18 protein-coding genes, 4 pseudogenes and 1 riboswitch are annotated in these 22,635 nt (G+C 72.9%); of the genes and pseudogenes, 9 read left to right on the top strand and 13 right to left on the bottom strand.

All coding sequences use genetic code 11. From position 1 onward, the window contains the following. Nucleotides 1-102, bottom strand: a 102-nt coding sequence (locus GUY61_RS14265) for a hypothetical protein (RefSeq protein ID WP_166630513.1), incomplete at its 3' end; no start/stop codon positions are given. Between the two features lie 37 nt (nt 103-139). Between GUY61_RS14265 and GUY61_RS40160 the strand changes: the two are divergent. Continuing rightward, a pseudogene (locus GUY61_RS40160) lies at nt 140-532 on the top strand (aminoglycoside phosphotransferase family protein); the annotation flags it as partial. A gap of 104 nt (nt 533-636) precedes the next feature. Continuing rightward, nucleotides 637-1,107 (top strand): annotated as a pseudogene (locus GUY61_RS14255) (GNAT family N-acetyltransferase); the annotation flags it as partial. Nucleotides 1,108-1,446: 339 nt separating this feature from the next. Here the strand turns inward: GUY61_RS14255 and GUY61_RS14250 are convergent. The 4 genes and pseudogenes from GUY61_RS14250 to GUY61_RS14235 form a co-directional block, all read right to left on the bottom strand. Beyond that, complete coding sequence (locus GUY61_RS14250) at nt 1,447-2,451, bottom strand: zinc-binding dehydrogenase (RefSeq protein ID WP_166630505.1); 1,005 nt, start codon at nt 2,449-2,451, stop codon at nt 1,447-1,449. Nucleotides 2,452-2,554: 103 nt separating this feature from the next. After that, nucleotides 2,555-3,052 carry a hypothetical protein gene (locus GUY61_RS14245; protein WP_166630504.1) on the bottom strand — a complete coding sequence of 166 codons (498 nt, stop codon included), beginning with the start codon at nt 3,050-3,052 and terminating at the stop codon, nt 2,555-2,557. A gap of 233 nt (nt 3,053-3,285) precedes the next feature. After that, on the bottom strand, nt 3,286-3,861 hold the full coding sequence (locus tag GUY61_RS14240; RefSeq protein ID WP_166630503.1) for a TerD family protein: 576 nt from the start codon (nt 3,859-3,861) through the stop codon (nt 3,286-3,288). Nucleotides 3,862-4,074: 213 nt separating this feature from the next. Beyond that, a pseudogene (locus GUY61_RS14235) lies at nt 4,075-4,536 on the bottom strand (MarR family winged helix-turn-helix transcriptional regulator); the annotation flags it as partial. Nucleotides 4,537-4,637: 101 nt separating this feature from the next. On the opposite strand from GUY61_RS14235, the gene arfB reads away from it, so the two are divergent. Further along, complete coding sequence (arfB, locus tag GUY61_RS14230; RefSeq protein ID WP_166630502.1) at nt 4,638-5,066, top strand: alternative ribosome rescue aminoacyl-tRNA hydrolase ArfB; 429 nt, start codon at nt 4,638-4,640, stop codon at nt 5,064-5,066. A gap of 117 nt (nt 5,067-5,183) precedes the next feature. Here the strand turns inward: arfB and GUY61_RS14225 are convergent, their stop codons facing one another. Continuing rightward, on the bottom strand, nt 5,184-5,666 hold the full coding sequence (locus GUY61_RS14225; RefSeq protein ID WP_166630511.1) for a flavin reductase family protein: 483 nt from the start codon (nt 5,664-5,666) through the stop codon (nt 5,184-5,186). Nucleotides 5,667-6,068: 402 nt separating this feature from the next. Here GUY61_RS14225 and cdgB point away from each other — a divergent pair, with 402 nt between their 5' ends. After that, a complete protein-coding gene (gene cdgB, locus GUY61_RS14220) occupies nt 6,069-7,724 on the top strand; it encodes a diguanylate cyclase CdgB (RefSeq protein WP_166630501.1) in 1,656 nt (551 codons plus the stop codon). Between the two features lie 385 nt (nt 7,725-8,109). Beyond that, nucleotides 8,110-9,057, top strand: a complete 948-nt coding sequence (locus tag GUY61_RS14215) for a carbohydrate-binding protein (RefSeq protein WP_166630500.1) — start codon at nt 8,110-8,112, stop codon at nt 9,055-9,057. Between the two features lie 41 nt (nt 9,058-9,098). Here the strand turns inward: GUY61_RS14215 and GUY61_RS14210 are convergent, their stop codons facing one another. The 5 genes and pseudogenes from GUY61_RS14210 to GUY61_RS14190 form a co-directional block, all read right to left on the bottom strand. Further along, entirely contained in the window at nt 9,099-9,968 is an 870-nt protein-coding gene (locus tag GUY61_RS14210; protein WP_166630499.1) for a class II fructose-bisphosphate aldolase, read from the bottom strand. 103 nt (nt 9,969-10,071) lie between these two features. After that, entirely contained in the window at nt 10,072-11,007 is a 936-nt protein-coding gene (locus GUY61_RS14205; RefSeq protein WP_166630498.1) for a 1-phosphofructokinase family hexose kinase, read from the bottom strand. A gap of 106 nt (nt 11,008-11,113) precedes the next feature. Further along, nucleotides 11,114-12,286 carry an N-acetylglucosamine-6-phosphate deacetylase gene (gene nagA / locus GUY61_RS14200; RefSeq protein ID WP_166630497.1) on the bottom strand — a complete coding sequence of 391 codons (1,173 nt, stop codon included), beginning with the start codon at nt 12,284-12,286 and terminating at the stop codon, nt 11,114-11,116. 227 nt (nt 12,287-12,513) lie between these two features. After that, a pseudogene (locus GUY61_RS14195) lies at nt 12,514-13,443 on the bottom strand (ROK family protein); the annotation flags it as partial. A 284-nt stretch (nt 13,444-13,727) separates the two neighbouring features. Then, entirely contained in the window at nt 13,728-14,639 is a 912-nt protein-coding gene (locus GUY61_RS14190) for an SIS domain-containing protein (protein WP_166630496.1), read from the bottom strand. Nucleotides 14,640-14,968: 329 nt separating this feature from the next. On the opposite strand from GUY61_RS14190, the gene GUY61_RS14185 reads away from it, so the two are divergent. From GUY61_RS14185 to otsB, 3 genes are all read left to right on the top strand, one after another. Then, nucleotides 14,969-16,198: an ABC transporter substrate-binding protein gene (locus tag GUY61_RS14185; RefSeq protein WP_166630510.1), complete on the top strand. Its 1,230-nt coding sequence runs from the start codon at nt 14,969-14,971 to the stop codon at nt 16,196-16,198. Between the two features lie 75 nt (nt 16,199-16,273). After that, nucleotides 16,274-16,609, top strand: coding sequence for a DUF3263 domain-containing protein (locus GUY61_RS14180; protein ID WP_166630495.1), 336 nt, complete (start codon nt 16,274-16,276; stop codon nt 16,607-16,609). A gap of 607 nt (nt 16,610-17,216) precedes the next feature. Then, the gene (otsB, locus tag GUY61_RS14175) at nt 17,217-18,065 is read left to right on the top strand and encodes a trehalose-phosphatase (protein ID WP_166630494.1); all 849 of its coding nucleotides are present in this window, start codon (nt 17,217-17,219) and stop codon (nt 18,063-18,065) included. Between the two features lie 277 nt (nt 18,066-18,342). Here otsB and GUY61_RS14170 read toward each other — a convergent pair whose 3' ends face one another. Together GUY61_RS14170 and GUY61_RS14165 are read right to left on the bottom strand one after the other, a co-directional pair. After that, nucleotides 18,343-19,746 (bottom strand): trehalose-6-phosphate synthase, encoded by a 1,404-nt coding sequence (locus GUY61_RS14170; RefSeq protein WP_166630493.1) that lies wholly within the window; start codon nt 19,744-19,746, stop codon nt 18,343-18,345. A 228-nt stretch (nt 19,747-19,974) separates the two neighbouring features. Then, nucleotides 19,975-20,931 carry a glucosyl-3-phosphoglycerate synthase gene (locus GUY61_RS14165; RefSeq protein WP_166630509.1) on the bottom strand — a complete coding sequence of 319 codons (957 nt, stop codon included), beginning with the start codon at nt 20,929-20,931 and terminating at the stop codon, nt 19,975-19,977. Between the two features lie 182 nt (nt 20,932-21,113). Beyond that, nucleotides 21,114-21,305, top strand: a riboswitch (SAM riboswitch). On the opposite strand from GUY61_RS14165, the gene thrC reads away from it, so the two are divergent. Continuing rightward, the gene (thrC, locus tag GUY61_RS14160; RefSeq protein WP_243766451.1) at nt 21,290-22,618 is read left to right on the top strand and encodes a threonine synthase; all 1,329 of its coding nucleotides are present in this window, start codon (nt 21,290-21,292) and stop codon (nt 22,616-22,618) included. It overlaps the preceding riboswitch by 16 nt. The last annotated feature ends 17 nt before the right edge of the window (nt 22,619-22,635 follow it).

The raw sequence follows: 22,635 nt of genomic DNA, 5'->3' as shown, positions 1-22,635 counted from the left end.
GGCGGGAGCCAGGCTCATGGCCGTGCCGGGGTGGCCGTTGCCGACCTTCTGCACGGCATCCGCGGCCAGGACACGCGCGGTGTCGACAGCCCGCTGGTCCAGTTCGGTCCACTCGAGATCTGTGGTGCTGGCGCCGCGGCTGGCGGATCCGGGCGAGCGGCGGCTGCTGGTGGCGTGCGCGGGAGCGGTGCGGGAGCTGGCGGGCGAGCCGGGTGACCGGTTGCTGCACTGGGACCTGCATTACGGCAATGTGCTGGCCGGTGAACGTGAGCCGTGGCTGGCGATCGATCCGAAGCCGCTCGCGGGGGATCCGGGGTTCGAACTGATGCCGGCGCTGTTCAACCGCTGGGATCCGCGGCGGGTGCGGTTTCGGTTCGACCTCATGACGGAGGTGCTGGGCCTGGACCGGGCGCGGGCGCGGGGCTGGACTCTGGGGCGGGTCCTGCAGAACTCGCTGTGGGAGATCGCGGAGGGGGCGCGGGAGCTTCGGGTGGAGCAGGCCGAGGTAGGGCGGCAGCTGCTGGGGTGGTGAGCGGGGCCCGGCCGGGGGCTGCCCGCCGTTCTCGGTGCGCGTGCGCGTGTCCGCACGGCGGAACGGGCGGGCAGGGGCGCGACCCGGCCGCCTAGGCTTCCCGCATGATTCGTAGCGCGACTGTCGACGATGTGCCCGTCATCCACTCCATGATCTGTGAGCTGGCCGAGTACGAGAAGGCGCGGCACGAGGTACGGGCGACGGAGAAGCAGCTCCGGGAGTCGCTGTTCGGGCCGGATCCGGCGGTGTTCGCGTATGTGGCGGAGACGGAGGACGGGACGCCGGCGGGGTTCGTGCTGTGGTTCCTGACGTATTCGACGTGGCGGGGGACGCACGGGATCCACATGGAGGATCTGTATGTGCGGCCGGAGTTCCGGGGCGGCGGGTACGGGAAGGCGTTGCTGACCGAGCTGGCGCGGGTGTGCGTGGAGCGGGGTTACGAGCGCCTGGAGTGGGTGGTGCTGGACTGGAACCAGCCGGCCATCGACTTCTACCGGGCGCTGGGCGCGGAGCGCGTGGACGCGTGGGAGACGTTCCGCCTCACGGACCGGGCGCTCGTTGCGGTGGGTTCGGGCGCGGCTGCGTGCGCGGGTTCGGACACCGGCTCCGGCTCCGGTTCCGGTGCGGTGTCCGGTGCGGAGACGGGGGCCGGCCCGGGTGAGGTTGCCGCCGTGGGCGGCGCCGCCTAGTGCCGCGTCGGCCGAGGTTCGCCCCGTCGCGACGCCCTGCACGGCACTCCCCCGCAGCCCTCCGGGCGCGGGAGGTACCCCCGCGCTGCGTTGGCCGAAAGCCCGAGCAGGCCCACTACGAGGGCTTCCGGCCGCCTTGCGATGCTCCCCCCGCCTTCGGCAGGAGGTGCCCCCGGCACCGGACGCCGCTCCTCAGCGGGCAAACCCCGACCGACGCGGCACTAGCTAGGGCTCCAGTACGACCTTGCCCATGGTGGCGCGGGTCTCCAGAGCCCGGTGCGCGGCGGCGGCCTCGGAGAGGGGGAAGCGCTGGACGGCCGGTACGAGGCGGCCGGCGGCGGCCTCGGCGAGGGCGCGGAGTTCGAGTGTGCGTATGGGGTTGTCGCCGCCTGCCCTGCGGAGCATCACGGGGCCGAGGACCTGCTGCGAGGTGATGCCGCGGGCGGCCTGCTCGGCCTCGGTGAATGCGAGCGGACGCCCGTCGTGCAGTCCTTCGCCGGACCAGCCGAAGACGATGTGCTTGCCGCCCGGGCCGAGGAGGTCGACGGCGGCGCGGGCGGTGGCGCCGCCGACGGAGTCGTAGACGATGGTGGCGTGGCGTCCGGCGAGGTGTTCCCCGACCCGCCGCGGCCAGTCGTCGTCGAGGTAGTCGACGGCGAGGTCGGCGCCGTTGGCGGTGACGCGTGCGGTCTTGCGGGGGCCGCCCGCGAGTCCTACGACCTCGGCGCCGGCGTTCTTGGCGTACTGGACGAGCAGGGTGCCGATGCCGCCGGCGGCGGCGGGCACGATGACGATGTCGCCGGGGCCGGGTTCCGCGAACTGGACGATGCCCATGGTGGTGCGGCCCGTTCCGATCATGGCGACGGCCTGGGCGGGGTCGAGCCCGGCGGGGATGCCGTGGAGGCGGTCGGTGCCGGTGACGGCGAGTTCGGCGTAGCCGCCGGGGCTCATGCCGAGGTGGGCGACGACGTTCCTGCCGAGCCAGGATGTGTCGACGCCCTTGCCGGTCCGGTCGACGGTGCCGGCGACTTCCCGGCCGGGGACGGTGGGCAGTTCCGGCGGGTTGGGGAAGGGGCCGGGCATGCCCTGGCGCAGGGCCGTGTCGAGCAGGTGCACACCGGCCGCCGCGACCGCGATCCGGACCTGTCCGGGGCCCGGTTCGGGATCCTCGGTCTTCTCATAGGTGAGGTTCTCGGCGGGGCCGAAGGCGTGCAGGCGGACGGCGTGCATGGCGGTCTCCTCGGGGAGGGTCTCGTGGCGGTCTCCGCCCCCCACTGAACGACCTCGACCATGCTCGAGGTCAAGCCGTGCCCGCCGCGGTCGTGCCTTCTCCTCAGATCCGCGGGTAGCGGGCCTGGAGGTCCCAGACCACGGGGTTGTCGGCGAGGTCCTCGTGCATGTCGGTGAGGTCGGCGACGAGGTCGTGCAGGAAGTCGCGGGCTTCCCGGCGGAGTTCGCTGTGCGAGAAGGTCAGGGGCGGTTCGCCGCCGGGCATCCAGTCCGCCTCGACGTCGACCCAGCCGAAGCGGCGCTGGAAGAGCATCCGGTCCGTGGACTCGGTGAAGTCGAGTTCGGCGTACTGCGGCGTGGCCGCCCGGTTGCCCAGCGGGTCCCGGTCGAGGCGCTCGGCGATGTCGCACAGCGCCCACGCGAAGTCGAGCACGGGAACCCATCCCCAGGCTGTGGACAGCTCCCGGTCCTCCTTGGTGTCCGCGAGGTAGACGTCGCCGCAGAACAGGTCGTGCCGCAGCGCGTGGACGTCCGCGCGCCGGTAATCGGTCTGCGGGGGGTCGGGGAAGCGGCGGGAGAGCGAGTAGCCGATGTCGAGCACAGGCCCGATGGTGTCATGGCCGCGGGACGGTGCCGCGCCGTAGCCGGCGGTGCGCTCGCGCGGACGCGGGGCGGCGGCCTGGGCTGCTCAGCGGGCGGCGGTGTGACGCGACCGGCTCGCCGGGTCGGCGGACACGGCGAAGGGTCCCGGAATCCTGCGGATTCCGGGACCCTTCGATGGCTCGCGGCGCGAGGAGCCGCGCCGTCCGCCGGGCGCTCGCCGTGCGGTGTCCGTCAGACGCCGACGCCGAAGTCCTGGGCGATGCCGGCCAGGCCGGAGGCGTAACCCTGGCCGACCGCGCGGAACTTCCACTCGGCGCCGTTGCGGTAGAGCTCGCCGAAGACCATGGCGGTCTCGGTCGCGGCGTCCTCGCTCAGGTCGTAGCGGGCGATCTCGGCGCCGCCCGCCTGGTTCACGACGCGGATGTACGCGTTGCGCACCTGGCCGAAGTTCTGGGAGCGGGTCTCGGCGTCGTAGATGGAGACCGGGAAGACGATCTTCTCGACGTCCGGGGTGAGGCCCTGGAGGTTGACGTTGATCTGCTCGTCGTCGCCGCCGCCCTCGCCGGTGCGGTTGTCACCGGTGTGCACGATCGTCCCGTCCGGGGTGGACTTGTTGTTGAAGAAGACGAAGTGGCCCTCGGAGACGACCCGGCCCGCGGCGCTCACCGCGATGGCGCTGGCGTCGAGGTCGAAGTCCGTGCCGGTGGTCGTGCGGACGTCCCAGCCGAGGCCGACCGTGACGGCGGTGAGGCCCGGGGCCTCCTTGGTGAGCGAGATGTTGCCGCCCTTGGAGAGGCTTACAGCCATGGGGGAGTCCCTTTCCTCGTGTTTTTCCGGCACGCGCGCCGTGCGGTTGTGAGTGACGAAGCTACCGTTACCAGTCATGACGTCCACGGGGGACCGCATAGTTCCAGGTGCGTGTCTTCACCCGTGGAGCGGCGGGACGGGCATGACGCCCGAGGCGTGAAGGGCGCGGCCCGGCGGGGGCGGCGCGGGGCCGTCGTCCGTCCGGCGGTTGGCGGAGTGGAGGTGCCGGGTCAGTGACGTCAGCGCGCCCAGGGCCGAGCCGAGGGCGGCCCGCTCACCGTCGGTGAGGGCCCGCAGCGCGCGGGCCACATGGGCCTCCTTGAGCCGCCGGACCTCGGCGAGCCGCTGCCGGGCCGTGGCCGTCGGGTGAAGGTGCGCGATCCGCTCGTCGGAGGCGTCCTGACGGCGCTCGAGCAGCCCCAGTTCGGTGAGCTGGGAGACGAGGGTGCTGGCGTTGTTCGGCTTGATCAGCAGTGCTTCGGCAGCCTCGCGGACCGTGATGCCCTCGCGCTCGTCCGCGAGGAACAGCAGCGCCAGCTGCCCGTCGGAGGGCCTGGGATGCGGGAACTCCTGGTCGACCCGCCGCTCGAGCGCCCGGTGCAGCGCGGGCAGGCTGGCGACCAGCACGGAGGCCGCGCGGTCGATCTCCTGGGCCGAGACGCTGGAATGGGGCACCATCCCAGGATGGGTACCTCTTCATAGCTATGTCGAAATACCTGAATGCCGTGCGGCAAAACCGGGTGACGGACGGCTCGCGCGCCGGGACCATGGGTGTCATGTCCGGTCCTTACGTCATCCGCGGCTCGGTCGCGCTCCCGGAGCCCGAGCTCATGTGGCGTTTCTCGCGCTCCTCGGGACCCGGCGGCCAGCATGTGAACACCAGTGACACCCAGGTCGAGTTGCGCTTCGACCTGGCCGCGACGGAGGCGCTGCCGCCCGTGTGGAAGGACCGCGCGCTCCAGCGGCTCGCGGGTCGGCTGACCGACGGCGTGATCACCGTCCGGGCCTCCGAGCACCGTTCTCAGTGGCGCAACCGGGAGACCGCGGCGGTCCGTCTGGCGTCGCTGCTCGCGGAGGCCACGGCGCCGCCGCCGAAGCCGCGCCGTCCCACGCGGATACCGCGCGGCATCAACGAGCGCAGGCTGCGGGAGAAGAAGCAGCGCGGCGACACCAAGCGCGGCCGGTCGGGCAAGGACTGGGCGTGACCGCCCGCGGACCCGCTCGCCGCGCCCCCGACCGGACTCCATGACCGCGCGCCCCGGCCGCGTGGGACGCCCACCCCGTCGCCCCCACCCCGTCGCCCGGGCGACGGGGCCGGCAGGTCAGTCCAGCTTCCGGTAGCGGCCGCGGAAGTACGTCAGCGGCCCGCCGCCGGCGGTCGGCACCCGAGCCGTGAGCACCCGCCCGATGACCAGGGTGTGGTCCCCCGCGCTCACCCGCTGCTCCGTGCGGCACTCCAGCAGGGCGAGGGCGCCGCCCACGAGCAGAGCGCCGGACACCTCTCCCCGTACATGCGGGATGTCCTCGAAGAGCAGCCGGTCGCTGATGCGGCCCTTCATCGCGAACCTGCCGGCGATGTGGCGCTGGCTCTCGGAGAGCACCGACACCGCCCACAGCGGCTGTTCGGCGAGCAGGTCGTCCATCCGGGAGCCGTTGCGCAGGCTGACCAGCACCAGGGGCGGATCGAGCGAGACCGACAGGAAGGCCGTCGCGGTCATGCCGACGTCCTCGCCGCGAGGACCCTCCGGGTCGTCCGCCGGTTCGTGCGCGGTCACCAGCACCACCCCCGCGGCGAGCCGTGACATGGCGGCGCGGAACTCCTCATGGCTCACCCCACCAGCATGGGGGATGGCGGGACCTGTAGGTTGCACGGGCGTCGTCGTCGGCTGCACGGCGGCAACGCTAGTCGTGGCTCCCCGGCGCCCGCATCGGGCTCCGGGCCGAGGACCGGTCCTAGGACCCGGGACCTTGTGGCACGTGCGACGGTGGAGGGCCATTGCGGGATTTGCGGTCAGGAATGTGGGGGGCGCTTGTGTGGAGAGCACCACAATCCTCACACTCTGTTGTGACTTGAGTCACAGGGGCCAGGAATTGTTGACCCTGTGTACCGAGTGGGCAGCTCGCTGTGATTCAGTGGCCGTGGAATCACACACTGACGACGATGCGAATCTCTGGAGTTGCTGTCGAGGTCTCAGGGAGAGCGAACGATGGAGACCGAGTCGGAGCCGTACGTCCGCCTTGCGACCCTGCGGCAGCTGCACCAAGTCGTGGCGGACCTCAACACGGCCCGTAGCCTGGCAGACACCCTGCAGACCGTCGCCAACGGGATCGTCGCCGGGCTCGGCTACGAGCTGGCGTGCGTGAACCTCGTACGGCAGGACGGCGACCTGGTCGTGGCCGCCGTCGCAGGCAACGCCGCGGCGGAGTCCCTGCTCGCGGGCCGGGTCGGCTCCCGCACCTCCTGGGAACGCCGCCTCTCCATGGGTGAGGCATGGGGCGATCTGCGCTTCATCCCGTACACCGAGGGCTGGATCCTCACCGACGACGACGTGCCCCAGTGGCACACGGACGGCCCCGAGCCGCGCTTCGCCGACGAGTGGCACCCCATGGACCGCCTCTTCGCGCCCATGTACCAGTCCAAGGGCCGCGAGGGCAGGGATCTCATAGGGGTCATCTCCGTCGACCGGCCGCGCAACGGGCGCCGCCCCGGCGCATGGGGCCAGGAAGCGCTCCAGATGTACGCCTCCCAGTCCGCGATTGCGATCAGCAACGCCCGGCTGCGAGCAAACATGCAGCGCGCCCTCGTCCGGCTGGAGCGTGAGCAGCAGGCACTGCGGGCGAGTGAGGAATCCTTCCGGCAGGCGTTCGAGTACGCGCCGAGCGGCATGGCCATCGCCGAGCTCGGCGGAGACCAGCACGGCCGGCTGCTGCGCACCAACGACGCACTGTGCCGGCTGCTGGGCCGCCCCGCCTCCGCCATGCGCCGCTACTCCTTCTCCGACCTCGTGCACCCCGAGGACATCGGCACCCTGCTGCGCACGTCCGCCGAGGGCGGGCGGGCCGAACTGCGGCTCGCCCGCCGCGACGGCACGTACGTGTGGGTGTCGCTGCGCAACAGCGTGGTCGCGGACGCCGCGGACGGGCCGCGTTTCCTGCTCACGCACGTCGAGGACATCGAGGAGCGCAAGCGGCACGAACTCCAGCTCGCCCACCGGGCCAGCCACGACTCGCTGACCGGGCTGCCGAACAGCGCCGAGCTGCGGTCCCGGCTGAGCGCACGGCTGTGCAACACCCCGCCGGTCCCGGCCGGCGCCGAGAGCGACTACGGCACGTACGGGGACTACGCCGACCTCGGCGGCGAGTACGGCGGTCTCGGCTACGACTTCGACCACGGACCGGTGAACGACCCGTACGCCCACCACACGCACACCATCGCCCCCGCCGAGGGCGACATCGACGACGGCACCAAGGGGCTCGCGGTCCTCTTCTGCGACCTGGACGGCTTCAAGTCGATCAACGACCGCTTCGGGCACCACACCGGTGACGCGGTGCTCATCGAGGTGGCCAGGCGGCTGAGCACCTGCGTCCGGGACGGGGACACCGTGGCCCGGCTCGGCGGCGACGAGTTCGTCGTCCTCGCCGACGGGCTCGGCCGCGCGGACGCGGCGGACCTTGCGGTGCGGCTGCGCAACGCGATCATCCCGCCGATCCGGGTGGACGGCCGCGCGGTGAGGGTCGGAGCGAGCATCGGCATCGGCTGGGCGCACTGCGGGATGACCGCGGAAGAGGTGCTCCAGTCCGCGGACGAGCGGATGTACATCGAGAAGCGTTCGCGGCCGAAGGTGCAGCGCCGCGCGGGTTGAGCGGCGCGGCCCGAGCGGCGCGCGGCGCGGATGCCGGGCGCCGCCGGTGCCGGGCGTGCGGCGGGTGGCCGGGCGTGCGGCGGTACCCGACGCGGACAGGGTTGCGCCGGGTGGACACCGGCGCGCCGGGGCGGCCTGCTTGACTTTCGTCACGGTTCCGCTCCAGGTCAGGACCGGGGGGACCTTCTGCCCCACCCGGAGCGGGTAGGCTCGCTGGGTCGGCGGTGTCGTCGGCGATGAATCGATCATGAACATTGGCCATCCGGACGACGTATGGATTGCCGGGGCCTCATGGGCCCCGGTAAGACCTGGTAAGAGCTGTCTGTCCAGGCGTCCGGTCCATCGGACGCCGATGGCCGGCGACAGATTGAGGAGTGACCAGGGGATGACGCCCGGGAACAACGGCGCGAGCACGCCCGAGGACGACGACCCGTTCGGCTACCTCTACGAGGACGGGCAGGCCACGGGGGCGACTCCGCCACGCTCGGGCGGTTACGGCTACCCGGGTCCGGCCCAGCCCGGGGTCCCCAGGACCTCGTACAACCAGGTCAGGACGGTCGGCGAGCGTCAGTACGGGCAGCAGCAGGCCGCCCAGGCGCCGCAGCAGGCCGCCTACGCGGCCCCCGAGACACTGCCCGGCTACCAGCCCGCCGCCCGCACCGCCCAGGGACACGCCGGGAGCGGGCGTGGCGGTGGCCGCGGACCCAACACCAAGGGTCTGCTGATCGGTGCGGTCGCGGTGGTCGCCGCCGTCGTCATCGGCATCGTCGCGGCCCTGTCCAGCGACGACGACTCCCAGGACAAGGACTCCCAGGCCAACGGTTCTGCCAACGGGGGCACCAGCCAGAGCGAGACGGCCGACCCGAGCCCGACCTCCGAGGGGAAGGACGAGGAGAAGCCGGCCGAGCTGCCCGAGTCGGACGCCGCGAAGCTGAACCTGACGGGCGGCGCCGCGGCGGGCAACTCCTTCGAGGGGGCACGGTCCGGAGACGGCTCGTACGTCACGTTCCCGGCGGTCGGCGCCGCCGCGGAGTGGACGATCGACGTGCCCAAGGACGGCGCGTACACCCTCTTCGTGTACTACAGCGTGCCCGGGAAGGACGCGGACACCACCCTCACCGTCAACGGCCAGTCCCGCACGGACGGCGTGAGCATGAAGAACCACGCCAAGGCCGAGGAGGGTGCCTGGGACAAGGGCTGGACCTACACGTACAACTACCTCGACCTGAACAAGGGCACCAACAGCCTGAAGATCTCCTGCGAGACGGGCAATCAGTGCGAGGCGGCGGTGGACCGCGTCAAGCTCGTCGAGGGCCAGGTCTCGAAGGGTTAGGTCTCGAGGGGTTAGGTCTCGAGGGGTTAGGTCTCGAGGGGTCAGGTCTCGAACGGCTGGGCGGCGGCGCCCCCCGGCCCCAGCAGCGCGAGATACCGCGCGACCGTCTCCGCCATGGCCTCCCGCGCCGGAGCGAGCCAGGCGCGGGGGTCGACGACCGCAGGGTGGGCGTTCAGGTGGGCGCGCACGGCCGTGGTGAAGGCCGTGTTGAGGGCCGTGCCGATATTGATCTTCGTGATGCCGGCGGCGAGGGCCCGGCGGAGCTGGTCGTCGGGGACGCCGCTCGAGCCGTGCAGGACGAGGGGTACCGGCACGGCGTCCCGCAGCCGGGAGATCAGGCCGTGGTCGAGAGCCGCGGTGCGTTCGGTCATCGCGTGCGAGGAGCCCACCGCCACGGCGAGGGCGTCCACGCCGGTGGCCGCCGCATAGGCGGCGGCCTCGGCAGGGTCGGTGCGTACGCCGGGCCTGTGCGCGTCGCCTCCCTTCCCGCCGATGCGGCCGAGCTCCGCCTCCACCCAGAGGCCCCGCTCGTGGCCCCGGCGGACCGCTTCCGCCGTCGCCCGGACGTTCTCGGCGTACGGGAGCTTCGAGGCGTCGAACATGACGGAGCCGAAGCCCGCCCGGTGCGCGGCGTGCAGCAGCTCCGCCGACTCGATGTGATCCAGGTGCAGCCCGAGCCGCGCGTCCGACTCGCGCGCGACGGCGCCCATCGCGGCGGCGATGGGAGCGAGCCGTCCGCCATGGAACTTCACGGCGTTCTCGGACAGTTGCAGCACGGCGGGCCGGCCGGCCCGCTCCGCCCCCGCGGCGATCGCCTCCGCGTGTTCGAGGGTGATGACGTTGAACGCGCCGAGTCCGTGACCGGCCGCCCGTGCCTGCGCGACGAGCTCACCCGTGCCGGTCAGCGTCATGACGCCCCTCCGGCCCCGGCGACCTCGGCCGGCCACCGCCTGTGCACCCGGCCGGCAGCCGTGGCGCCGGCCCCGGCGGTGGTCTCCGTCGGCCGACTGGGCGTCACGCGGCGGCCACCTGCTCGCGGACCTCGATGCAAGGCAGCAGTTCCTCGTAGGCCGCGTGGTCGAACTCGCCCGCCGCCGGGGCCAGTACGGTCGCCGCCGAGAGCGCTGCCGCGCGGGCGAGCCGGTCGGGCCAGAGCACCCCCGTGACGAGGCCGGACAGCAGTCCCGCGACGGCGGAGTCCCCGGCCCCGGTGGGGTTGCCGGGCAGCCGGGCGGGCGGCGCGGCACGCCAGACGCCGTCCGGGGTGACGGCGAGGAGCCCGTCGGGCCCGAGCGAGGCCACCACGGTGTGGGCGCCGCGCCTGCGCGCGTCGCGGGCGGCGCGCAGCGGTTCGCGGTAGCCGGTGAGCAGAGCCAGTTCCTCGGCGTTGGGCTTGACGACGTCGGGCCGGGCGGCGATGCCCCGCCGCAGCGGCTCGCCGCTGGTGTCGAGCAGGACGGGGACGCGGGCGGCCCGTGCCCGGCGTACGAGGTGGGCGTACGCGCCGACCGGCACCCCGGGCGGCAGGCTGCCGCAGAGGGCGACGGCCTCCGCGGTGTGCAGCAGTTCCTCGTACGCGTCGAGGAAGCGGGACCACTCCGCGGAATCGACCGCCGGCCCCGGCTCGTTGAACAGCGTGGTGCCGCCGCCGCTGCTCTCGTCGACGACGGCGACCGTGCGCCTGCTGCTGCCCCCGGTCTCGACGAGCGCGTCGGTGACGGCGGGCGCGCAGTGGGCGAGGAGGTGCCGCAGCGTGTCCCCGGTGGTGCCGCCCGCGAAGCCGGTGACCGTCACCTCGTGGCCGAGCGCCGCCAGGACCCGGGCCGCGTTGAGGCCCTTGCCGCCGGGGCGTTCGATGACGTCGGTGACACGGTGGCCGGTGTGCGGGAGCAGGACGGGGACGCGATACGTCAGATCGAGAGCGGTGTTGAGCGTGACCGTCAGGATCACCCGACACACCCCCGAGATGTATGCGCTTGCCGTGCCGACCGGGATCATGCCAAAGAGAAGGGCGGTTGGCCCAGGGGGAAGGCGGCGCCACGGCCTCATCGATGGCTTATCGAGACGTTCTGTCCGCGGAGGGCGGCGGGACCAGCCATTCGCCCCTGCGCATGACGCCTCTGAGCGCGAACTCCTCGTCCATGACGACGAGATCGGCGTACTTCCCGCTCTTCAGGGAACCCACGTCGCCGTCGACGCCGAGGAGCCGGGCCGGGTTGGCCGAGATCGCCCGTACGACGTCCTCGACCGGAAGCCGGTCGACGAGGACGGCACGCCGGAACGCGTTGTCCAGGGTCAGGGTGGAGCCCGCGATGGAGCCGCCGTCCACGAGCCGGGCGACGCCTTCGCGGACCTCGACCTCCAGCGGGCCCAGGAGATAGCGGCCGTCGCCGAAACCGGCCGCGTCCATTGCGTCGGTGATGAGCGCGACCCGCCCGGCGCCGACGGTGCCGAAGGCCAGTTGCAGGACGGCCGGGTGCAGATGGGTGCCGTCGTTGATGAGTTCGACGGTGATCCGCTCGTCCTCCACCAGGGCGGCGATGGGGCCCGGTTCGCGGTGCTGGAGCGGCGGCATCGCGTTGAACAGGTGGGTGGCGACGGTCGCGCCCGCCTCGATGGCCTCGCGGGTCTGCTCGTACGTCGCGTCGGTGTGCCCGATCGCGGCGATCACCCCGTGCTCGACGAGGAGGCGCACCGAGTCGATGCCGCCCGGCAGTTCGGTGGCGAGGGTGAACATCTTCGCCGTCCCGCGGGCCGCGTCGACGAGCTTCCTGACCTCGGCCGGGTCGGGGTCGCGCAGGAGCTCCTCGCTGTGGGCGCCCTTGCGGCAGGGCGAGATGAACGGGCCCTCGAAGTGGATGCCGGCCAGCTCGCCCTGCTCGACCAGCTCCGACAGGAGCGCCGCCTGCCGGGCCAGGGTGTCCATGTCGCCGGTGACGGTGGAGGCGACCATGGTGGTGGTGCCGTGCTCGCGGTGGGTGCGGATGCCCCGCAGCACGTCCTCGTGGGTGCCCGAGGTGAAGGAGGCGCCGCCGCCGCCGTGGACGTGCATGTCGACGAAGCCGGGGACGATCCAGTGTCCGGACAGATCGAGGGAGGGTGTGCCCTCGGGGGCGCGCTCGTCGCTGATCCGCTCGCCGGCGACGGTCAGTGGCGCGCCGTCCGCGACACCGGTCGGAAGCACCACCTTGGCGCCGGTGAGAACCTTGTGACCCTTGCGGTCGGCCATCAGGCGGTTACCTCCGTGGACTCGGTCGTGGCTTCGGTGGCTTCCGTGACGTGCTCGGCATTCCGGGACTGCCCCACGGATCCGGCCGGTCCGGCCGGATCGTCCGGTTCGGCTGTTCCGGTCGCTCCGGTCGGTCCGGCTGCCCGGCTCGGTGCGTCTGCTCCGGTCGGTCCGGCTGTCGAGCCGGGAGTCGTCGCTCCCGGGGTTTCCGCGGCCGTCGGGGTTTTTGCAGGGGTACCGGCGCCGAGCAGGTCCCAGGCGAGCAGACCCGCCCCCAGGCATCCGGCGGTGTCCCCCAGGGCGGCCGGGACGATCTCGGGCAGTGTCTGGAACGTCAGGCGCTCCCGTACGGCGGCGCGCAGGGGAGTGAAGAGCGTTTCGCCCGCTTCGGCGAGGCCGCCGCCGATGATCAGAGTGCGGGGGTCGAGCAGGGTGAGGGCCATGATCAGGCCGTCGGCGAGTGCCGCGATCGCGTACTGCCACACGGACTCCGCCACCCGGTCGCCCGCCGCGACGGCCCGGGCGCAGTCCGCGGCGTCCGCGTCCGGGGCGCCGCTGGCCAGTGCCCAGGCGCGGGAGACGGCGGCGGCGGAGGCCAGGGTCTCCAGGCAGCCGTGTGCCCCGCAGCCGCACGCGGGGCCGCCGGGGCGTACGACCACATGGCCGATCTCGCCGGCGCAGCCGTGCGCGCCGGCTTCGATGCGGCCCTCGATGCCGATGGCGCCGGCGATGCCGGTGCCCAGTCCCAGGAAGAGGAAGCGGTCGGTGCCCCGGCCCGCGCCGATACGGCCTTCGGCGAGACCGCCGGTGCGGACGTCGTGGCCGAGTGCGACGGGGACGCCGCCGAGGCGGTCGGCGAGCAGCTCCCGGAAGGGGACGTTCCGCCAGCCGAGGTTCGCGGAGTACACGGCGGTGCCGGCCTCGGCGTCGACGATGCCGGGCACGGCGAGACCGGCGGCCGTTGCGGGCTCGCCGTACCGCCGCTCGCCGAGGGTGCGCAGCTCGGCGGCGAAGTCCAGCACGGACGCCACGACGGCCTCCGGCCCGCGCTCCCTGCCCGTGCCGCGACGCGTCTCGTGCAGCAGCTCGCCGTCCGGCCCGACCAGGGCAGCCTTCATTCCGGTGCCGCCCACATCGAGGGCGATGACGTGTCTCACGAGTTACAGTCTGACCCGCCCACCCGAGAAAGGTCTAGTCCACTCGCCCGGTGAGATGCGATCACCGTCGACTTTCCTTCCGGAACCGCCCTGCCGCCGACTCCGGGCGCGACTCCGGGCGCGGCTCCGGGTGCCCGCTCCGGTGTCCGGCTCCGCCCGGTCGGCACCGGGCCGCCGACTCCGGCTGTGCCGAACGCCGCGCCGGGGCGCCGCGGGCGGGGTGGCGCGGTTCCCGGCGCGCGCTCCGGCCTCCAGGCGGCCCCGGCTCAATCGGGGCGGCCGGCTCAATCGGGGCGGCCGGGGCGGCCGAGGATCACGCTGCGGGTCAGGTTCTTCGGGCGGTCCGGGTCCAGGCCGTGGGTCTCGGCGATGGCGACCGCGAGGCGCTGGACCCGTACCAGGTCGGCCATCGGGTCGCAGTCGCGGTGGGCGACCAGCTGGCCTCCGGCGCGTGACACGTCTCCGGCCAGCCCTTCGGGGAGCGGACCGAAGACCCAGGTCACACGGCCGGGACCGGTGATGGAGATCGGCCCGTGCCGGTACTCCATCGCCGGGTAGGACTCGGTCCACGCCCCCGCGGCCTCCCGCATCTTCAGCGCGGCCTCCTGCGCCAGCCCGTACGTCCAGCCGCGCCCCAGGAAGGTCCACTGCTCGGCCTCCACCGCGGCCTCCGGCAGCGGCTCCGTCACGGCGAGTTCGGCGTCGACGGCGGCCTTGCGGACGGCCCGGGCGCCGTTCGGCAGTCCGGTGCGCAGAAACGCCAGGGCCGTCGTCGCGAAGCGGGTCTGCACGACGGACTCCTCGTCGGCCCAGTCCAGCACCGCCACCGTGTCCGCCGCCTCCATGACCGGAGTCCTCGGGTCGGCGGTGAGCACGAGGGTCGGCGCGTTCCCGCGCAGTGCCGCCAGCAGCTCCAGCACCTCCGTGGTCGTACCGGAGCGGGTGATCGCCACCACGCGGTCGTACGACGAGAGACGGCCCGGCGGGAACTCGGAGGCGGCGAAGGCATCCGTGACGCCCTCGCCCGACGCCTCGCGCAGTGCCGCGTATGCCGTCGCCATGAACCAGGACGTGCCGCACCCTGTCACCGCCACCCGCTCCCCGGGGCGTGGCAGCCCGTCGAAGCCGGCCGCGGCCTCGGCCGCGCGGTGCCAGCAGCTCGGCTGGGTGGCGATCTCTGAAGCGGTGCGGGACATACGCGTCAGGCTCCTTGCCGGGAGGGTCTGGGGGAAGTCAAACGCTCCGTACTCTGCAGCAGGGCCAGGAGCTGCGGCAACGCCCCCGATGCGGAACAGAGACCTCAGGTGGTGTAGACCTATCTCGGTTCGCGAGGCAGACTCTCCGGTCTGCGCCGGGGCGCGCACGGCGCGCATTCGGGGCGTGTTCCGGACGGTGCACTCCGCACGGCGGAGATGGCGCTGACGGCAGCGCGGACGGCAGCACACAGCGTTTCGACAGTGCGGGAGTGGGATCAGGCGTGCGGTGGCGGCACTGGGCAGGGCCCGCGGCAGGCGCGGCGACCGTGATGGCGCTCGCGCTGTCCCTGAGCGGATGCGGATCCGGGACCGGACCGGACGACGAGGTGACCCTGAAGTTCGTGGCGGCCGACTACGGTTCGGAGTCGGCTGGCAACAGTTCGCGGAAGTACTGGGACGCCCTCGCCGAGTCCTTCGAGGCGAAGCACCCCGGCATCGAGGTCGACGTCGAGGTGCTCTCCTGGGAGGTCGTCGACGGCGAGGTCGCCAAGATGGTCGAGGCCGGTGAGGCGCCCGACATCGCGCAGATCGGCGCCTACGCCGACTTCGCGAAGCAGGACGTGCTCTACAGCGCCGACGAACTGCTCTCCCTCGCCACCCAGGCCGACTTCCTGCCGGCGCTCACCGACGCCGGTGAGTACAAGCGCGTCCAGTACGGCATGCCGTTCGTGGCCAGTACCCGGCTGCTGTTCTACAACAAGGACCTCTTCGCACAGGCCGGACTGACCGCCCCCAAGACCTGGGACGGCCTGCGGACCGCCGCGCGGGCGCTCAGGGAACAGGGCGTGGCGTACCCCTTCGCGCTGCCGCTCGGCCCGGAGGAGGCCCAGGCAGAGACGATGATGTGGCTGCTGTCCGGCGGCGGTGGCTACACCGACCAGGCGGGCAACTACGCCATCGACTCCGCGCGGAACGTCGCCACCTTCGAGTGGATGCGCAAGAACCTCGTCGGTGAGGGACTCGTCGGGCCCGTCGACCCCGCGCGGCTCAACCGGCAGAAGGCCTTCGACGCCTTCACCGCCGGCGATGTCGGCATGCTGAACGGCCACCCCACCCTGATGAAGCAGGCCGCGGCGAAGGGCGTGAAGCTCGGCATGGTCCCCATGCCGGGCCGCACCGGTCGGGCGAGTTCGACGATGGGTGTCGCCGACTGGATGATGGCGTTCAAACAGGGCGGCCACCGCGAACAGGTGGGGAAGTTCCTCGACTTCGTCTTCACCGAGAAGAACGTGCTGGACTTCGCGGAGCGGTACGGACTGCTGCCGGTCACCGTCAGCGCATCCGGGTCGATGCGCGAGGACACGGGGCAGAAGGACATGTGGTCTTTCCTGGACGCGCTGCCGACCTCCGAACTGCCGCCGGTCGACAAGACCTCGTGGGCACGGGTCAGCGCCGACATCAAGAAGAACATCGGCAAGGCGGTGAGCGGGAACGGCGATCCGGCGGGTGTGCTGGCCGGCATAGCCAGGAACGCGTCGACGACGGAGGCATCCGAGTAGCGGAGCAGCCCAGTGGCGGGCCGGGCGGCAGGCGGAACGGTCCTGCTGTCGGTGGGGACGGTTATGTTGACCGATATGACCAGCGCTGAATCCGGCGGCCCGGCGGAAGGGGCCGCCGCCCCGGAGTCCGGTACCGAGTCCGGTACCGAGTCCGGCACCGAAAGCTCGCCCCGCCCGGGTGCCGTCGGCGGGCTCGGCGACCGCGACCGCGCCGTGCTCGCCGTGGAACGCCGCTCCTGGCCCGCCGCCGGAGTCAAGGAGCGGGTCATAAGGGAGCGGCTCGGCATGTCCCCGACCCGCTACTACCAGCTCCTCAACGTCCTCCTCGACGACCCGGCGGCGCTGGCCCACGACCCGGTGACCGTCAACCGACTGCGCCGCATCCGCGAAACCCGCCGCTCCCACCGCTGACGCCCCCACCCGACGCCCGGCCGACGCGTGCCCGGCACCGCTCTCCGGCGGTCCTGGCGTGCGGGCCGTGCCCCGCGCCCGCCGGCGCTCGGCGCGGCCGGCCCCGCGGACATTGCGCGCCGCGTCCCTGGCCCGGGGCCATCTCGCCGTACCCGGCCCGGCGCCCGGCCGACGTGGCGCGCGGGCGAGACACGCCGTTCATCGGTACCGCCGGTCTCGGCGCGGGAGTTTCCCGGCCCTCGCCCATCGGCGCCTCCCGGTCCCGGTGCCGGGACCTCTCGTGGTGCGGACGGCCGAACCCACCTCGCGCCTCGCGCCTCGCGCCTCGCGCCTCGCACCTCCCACCTCGAAGCGCGGCGAGCGCGGGGACCGCTCCGGGCACCGCGCACTGCGCACCGCGCTGGGCCGCGGGGCCTCCGCCCGCGCGGCAGCGCGTGCTTCCGTCCCCCGGGTCCGGTCGCCTGGTCCGGTCCGGCGGTGCGGCACCCTGCCGTGCGGGCCGAGGTCGTGCGGGATCCGGGCCGATCGGGCCGCCGTACCGGCGCCGGTCGGCCAAAGGCCACGCGGGACCGGAGTGCGCGGAGTGTCCGTGGGTAGGGTCGGCGCCATGGGCACCCAACCGCACCCCCTGCCGACGCCCGCCACCGAGGCCGGGCGCGAAGGTCTCTCCGCGCTCCTCGCGAAACCCCGACGGGCGCTCGTGGCCGTCGACTTCGACGGTACGCTCGCCGACATCGTGCCCGACCCCGAGCAGGCCCGCGCCCACCCCGGAGCGGTCCCCGCGCTCGCCGCGCTCGCGCCCCGTGTCGGCTCCGTCGCCGTGCTGACCGGCCGCCCGGCCGCGGTCGCGGTGCGCTACGGCGGCTTCGCCGGGGTCGCGGGCCTGGAACACCTGGTCGTCCTCGGCCACTACGGGGTCGAGCGCTGGGACGCCGTCAGCGGCGAGGTGCGCGCGCCCGCCCCGCACCCCGGTGTGGCGGCGGTCCGCGACGAACTGCCCGCCCTCCTCGCCACGGCCGGCCCGTGGGAGGGGCTGTGGATCGAGGAGAAGGGCGGCCGCGCGGTCGCCGTGCACACCCGGCGCGCCTCGGACCCGCAGGCCGCTTTCGAGGCACTGCGCGAGCCGCTCGCCCGGCTCGCCGCCCGGCACGGGCTGATCGTCGAGCCGGGCCGCATGGTGCTGGAGCTGCGCCCGCCGGGTGTGGACAAGGGCGTCGCGCTCGCCGCGTACGTGCGGGAGGTCTCCGCCGAGGCCGTGCTGTACGCCGGCGACGACCTCGGGGACCTGACGGCCTACGCCGCGGTGGACAAGCTCCGTTCGGAAGGCGTCCCCGGGCTCCTCCTGTGCAGCGGCACCGAGGTCGCCGAGCTCGCCGGGCGCGCCGATCTCGTGTTCGGCGGACCCGCCGAACTCGTCGGCTTCCTCGGGGACCTCGCCGAGCGCCTCCCCGGCTGAGCCGCGCCGCGCGCGGCCCCGCGCGCCGTACGGTCCCGGGCCCGGCCGCGGGTGGTGCGGGGGCGGTCCCGCGTCCCCGGACACCGGAAGCAGCCCGGACGACAACGGATCGGCCCCACCGGGAACACCGGGGAGTGCCCGTGACCGTTGGCCGCCGACCGACCGCGGTGCTGGGCCGTGCCCGCGAGCGGCGGCCGCGCCACCGATACTCGTTCCGGTCGTCGCCGCGGCTGCCGCGCCATGGTCGTCGCCGCGGCTGCCGGGCCCGTCCGCCCGTTCAGCCCAGCGCGTTCAGCTGGTCCAGGAACCACTGCGTGGGCGGCAGCGCCGTGGCCGCCGCGGCGAGCCGCTTGCCGCGCTCCACGCGCTCCCCGGCCGGCATGGACAGGGCCTCGTGCAGCGCCTCGGCGGTCGCCACCACGTCGTACGGGTTGACCGTGATCGCTTCCTCGCCCAGCTCCTCGTGCGCCCCCGCCTCCCGCGACAGCACCAGCGCACAGCCCTCCTCGGAGAGGAGCGGCACCTCCTTCGCGACCAGGTTCATGCCGTCCCTGATCGGGTTGACCAGCGCCACGTCGGCCAGCCGGTACGCGGCCAGCGAGCGGGCGAAGTCGTCCTTGAGGTGGAGGACGACGGGCTGCCAGTCCTCCGTCCCGTACTCGTCGTTGATCGACCGGGCGACCCGCCGGACCTCGTCCATGTAGGTGCGGTAGACCTCGAGGTCCTGCCGCGAGGGGTACGCGAAGGCGACGTGGACGACGCGCTCGCGCCACTCGGGGTGGGCGTCCAGCAGATGGCGGTAGGCGAGCAGGCCGCGGACGATGTTCTTGGACAGCTCGGTGCGGTCGACCCGCACGATCGTCCGGCGCCGCGCCCCTTCGGGGGTCCGCCCCACCTCCGTGAGCAGCGACGCCAGACGCTCGTCCACGTCCGGCCGGTGCGCCCGCTCCCGCAGGAACTCCGCGTCCGCGCCGAGCCCGTGCACACCGACCCGGGTGCCGCCGGTCCCGCCGTCCAGCAGCTCCGTGCAGCAGGCGGTGAAGGCGTCGGCCCAGCGGTGGGTCAGGAAGGCGACCCGGTCGGCGCCGAGCATGCCGCGCAGCAGCTGCCGCGCGATGTCGTCCGGCAGCAGCCTGAAGTAGTCGACGGGCGCCCACGGCGTGTGCGAGAAGTGTCCGATACGCAGGTCGGGGCGGCGTTCCCGGAGCATGCCGGGCACCAGGCAGAGGTGGTAGTCCTGCACCAGGACCGCCGCGCCCTCGGCGGCCTCCTCGGCCAGCGCGTCGGCGAAGGCGGCGTTGTACGCCTCGTACGACGCCCACTGGCGCCGGAACTCCGCGTCGAAGACCGGCGTGAGCGGCGTCTCGTACAGCATGTGGTGGACGAACCACAGCACCGAGTTGGCGATGCCGTTGTAGGCGTCGGCGAAGACCTCGGGATCGATGCCGAGCATCCGCACCCCGGTCTCGCCCACGCCGCGCCTGACCGCTTCCTGGTCGCCCTCGCCCAGCGCGGCGCACACCCACACGGCGCCCGCCTCCGAGTCGATCGCCGAGAGTCCGGAGACCAGTCCGCCGCCACCGCGCCTGGAGTCCAGCGAGCCGTCGTCCCGCAGGGTGTACGTCACCGGCCCCCGGTTGGAGGCGACAAGAATCCTGGCTGCACCGTGCTTCGAGGCCATGCCGCCAACCTAGCCCGCCGGGGAAACGCTCAAACGTACGGTTGCGTCACACGAGTGCGGTTTCGGGCACGGAGCCGGGCGGGCGCCGACTGTCCGCAGCCCGACGGCCGCGCCCTGCCTGTGTCCCGAGCGTCCCGAGCGTCCCGAGCGTCCCGGGCATCCCGGACGGCCGGGGCAGCCTCGGGTCGCCCGGACAGCTCAGGCACCTCGGGTAGACCCCTTGCCGCCTCAGGCCGCTTGCCGGTCGAGGTACTCGTCGATCTCCAGCATCGGCGGCCGTTCCTCCGTGTCCACGGAGTACGTCCGGGGCACGAAGCCGTCATCCGTACGGTCGAACTGGGTGAGCCGGGGCCGTATGAGGTGCCCGCGGGACAGCCGCAGCTGCGCCGTGCGGTAGATCGCGGCCGCCATCCGGCCCAGCGCCTGTCCGTCCTGGTGCCGGTGCTTGCGCACGCCCACGTCCACCTGGGCGAGTGCGTCCAGGCCCACCAGGTGCAGGGCGTCCACCAGCATGCCCAGCTCCACCCCGTACCCGGTGGGGAAGGGCAGCTGTTCCAGCAGGTCACGGCGGGCCGCGTACTCGCCGCCCAGCGGCTGCACGAAGCCGGCCAGCCGGGGCCAGTGCATGTTGATCAGCGGGCGGGCCATCATCTCCGTGACCCGGCCGCCCTGGCCCGCGCGCTCGCCCAGCGGGCGGTCGTACATGGCCTTCACCAGCTGCACCTCGGGGTCGGTGAGCAGAGGCCCGATGATGCCCGAGACGAAGTCGGCCGAGAACTCCTTCAGGTCCGCGTCGACGAAGCAGACGATGTCGCCGCCCGTGACCATCAGCGAGCGCCACAGCACCTCGCCCTTGCCCGGCCTCGCCGGCAGCCGCGGCAGGATCGCGTCCCGGTGGACGACCCGGGCCCCGGCCGCCGCGGCGACCTCGGCGGTGCGGTCCGTGGAGCCGGAATCGATCACCACCAGTTCGTCGACGAGGGGGAGGGCGAGCGCCGGGGAATCCATCAGCTCACGCCGGATCACGGCGACGATCTCGCCGACCGTCGCCTCCTCGTTGAGGGCGGGCAGCACGACACTCACGGTGCTGCGGGTCTTGCGCTTGGCCGCTGTCAGCACATCGAGCGAGCGGTCGGCCACGGACCAGGATCGCCGGGCCAGCCAGCGCTCCACATCTTCGAGCACGTGCACGTCCCCTCGGGTATCGGTCGCGGTCATCGGATCGTGTGATCCATCTCGCGGTTCGGACGACTATCTCAACTGTCCGGGCCTTCGGTTACAGTCTTGAACAACGCAGATGTCCGTCGCATGTCGGGGGTCGTCAATGCGTGACAAACGCCCGGAGCCGCGCAGGTCCGGTGCCATACCGCTCATCCAGAGGGGCAGAGGGACACGGCCCGTTGAAGCCCCGGCAACCCTCCAGCTGGTTCTCGCCATCCGCCGCCCGGCCACCACCCCGCGTGGTGCCCTCCGGGCGCAGGTTTTCTCCGCGCGAGGCCCCGGCTAGGGAAGGTGCCAATTCCGTCTCATGGCGAGATGCGCCATGAGGAAGATGAGGAGAGAGGGCCTCGCCATCATGGCTGCGCAGACAGTTGCCAACCACACCGATCCTGACACGTCCGTCGACCTCGGCCCCGCCGTGGCCCTGTCCTGCAGGGAATGCGGGACGCGCTTCGCACTGGGCCCGATCTTCGCCTGTCAGGAGTGTTTCGGCCCTCTCGAGGTGGCGTACGACCTGCCGGCCGGCGACCCCGAGGAACTGCGCAAGCGGATCGAGGCGGGTCCCGCGAACATCTGGCGCTACGCCCCGCTGCTCCCCGTGCCGGCCGACGTCGCCGGGAAGCCGAACCTGAACCCGGGCTGGACCCAGCTGGTCAAGGCCGACAACCTGGCGCGCGAGCTGGGCGTCACGGGCGAGCTGTACATCAAGGACGACTCCGGCAACCCGACCCACTCCTTCAAGGACCGGGTCGTCGCCCAGGCCATCGAGGCCGCGCGCGCCTTCGGATTCACCACGCTCTCCTGCTCCTCCACGGGCAACCTGGCCGGCGCCGTGGGCGCAGCCGCCGCCCGCGCCGGCTTCCGCTCCTGCGTGTTCATCCCGCACGACCTGGAGCAGGGCAAGGTCGTGATGGCCGCGGTGTACGGCGGTGACCTGGTCGGCATCGAGGGCTCCTACGACGACGTGAACCGCTTCTGCTCGGAGCTCATCGGCGACCCGCTGGGCGAGGGCTGGGGCTTCGTCAACGTCAACCTGCGGCCGTACTACGCGGAGGGTTCCAAGACCCTCGCGTACGAGATCTGCGAGCAGCTCGGCTGGCGGCTGCCCGACCAGCTGGTCATCCCGATCGCCTCCGGCTCCCAGCTGACGAAGATCGACAAGGGTCTGCAGGAGCTGATCAAGCTCGGTCTGGTAGAGGACAGGCCGTACAAGATCTTCGGCGCCCAGGCGGAGGGCTGCTCGCCGGTCTCCGTCGCCTTCAAGGAGGGCCGGGACGTCGTCAAGCCGCAGAAGCCGAACACCATCGCCAAGTCGCTGGCCATCGGCAACCCGGCCGACGGGCCGTACGTCCTGGACATCGCCCGGCGCACCGGCGGTGCGGTGGAGGACGTGAACGACGAGCAGGTCGTCGACGCGATCAAGCTGCTGGCCCGCACGGAGGGCATCTTCGGCGAGACGGCGGGTGGCGTGACCGTGGGAGTGACCCGCAAGCTGATCGAGAACGGTGTCCTGGACCCGACCCTCACCACTGTGGTGCTGAACACGGGTGACGGCCTCAAGACGCTGGACGCGGTGGCGCCGACGAGCGGGCCGACGGCAGTTATCAGGCCCTCCCTGGACGCGTTCCGCTCGGCCGGCCTGGCCGGCTGACCCGGACACCCCGGCTC

The sequence above is a fragment of the Streptomyces sp. GC420 genome, from assembly GCF_009916105.1.
GTDB lineage: Bacteria > Actinomycetota > Actinomycetes > Streptomycetales > Streptomycetaceae > Streptomyces.
The sequence above is the reverse complement of the archived record's forward strand: the minus strand, read 5'-3'. Positions and strand labels throughout refer to the sequence as shown.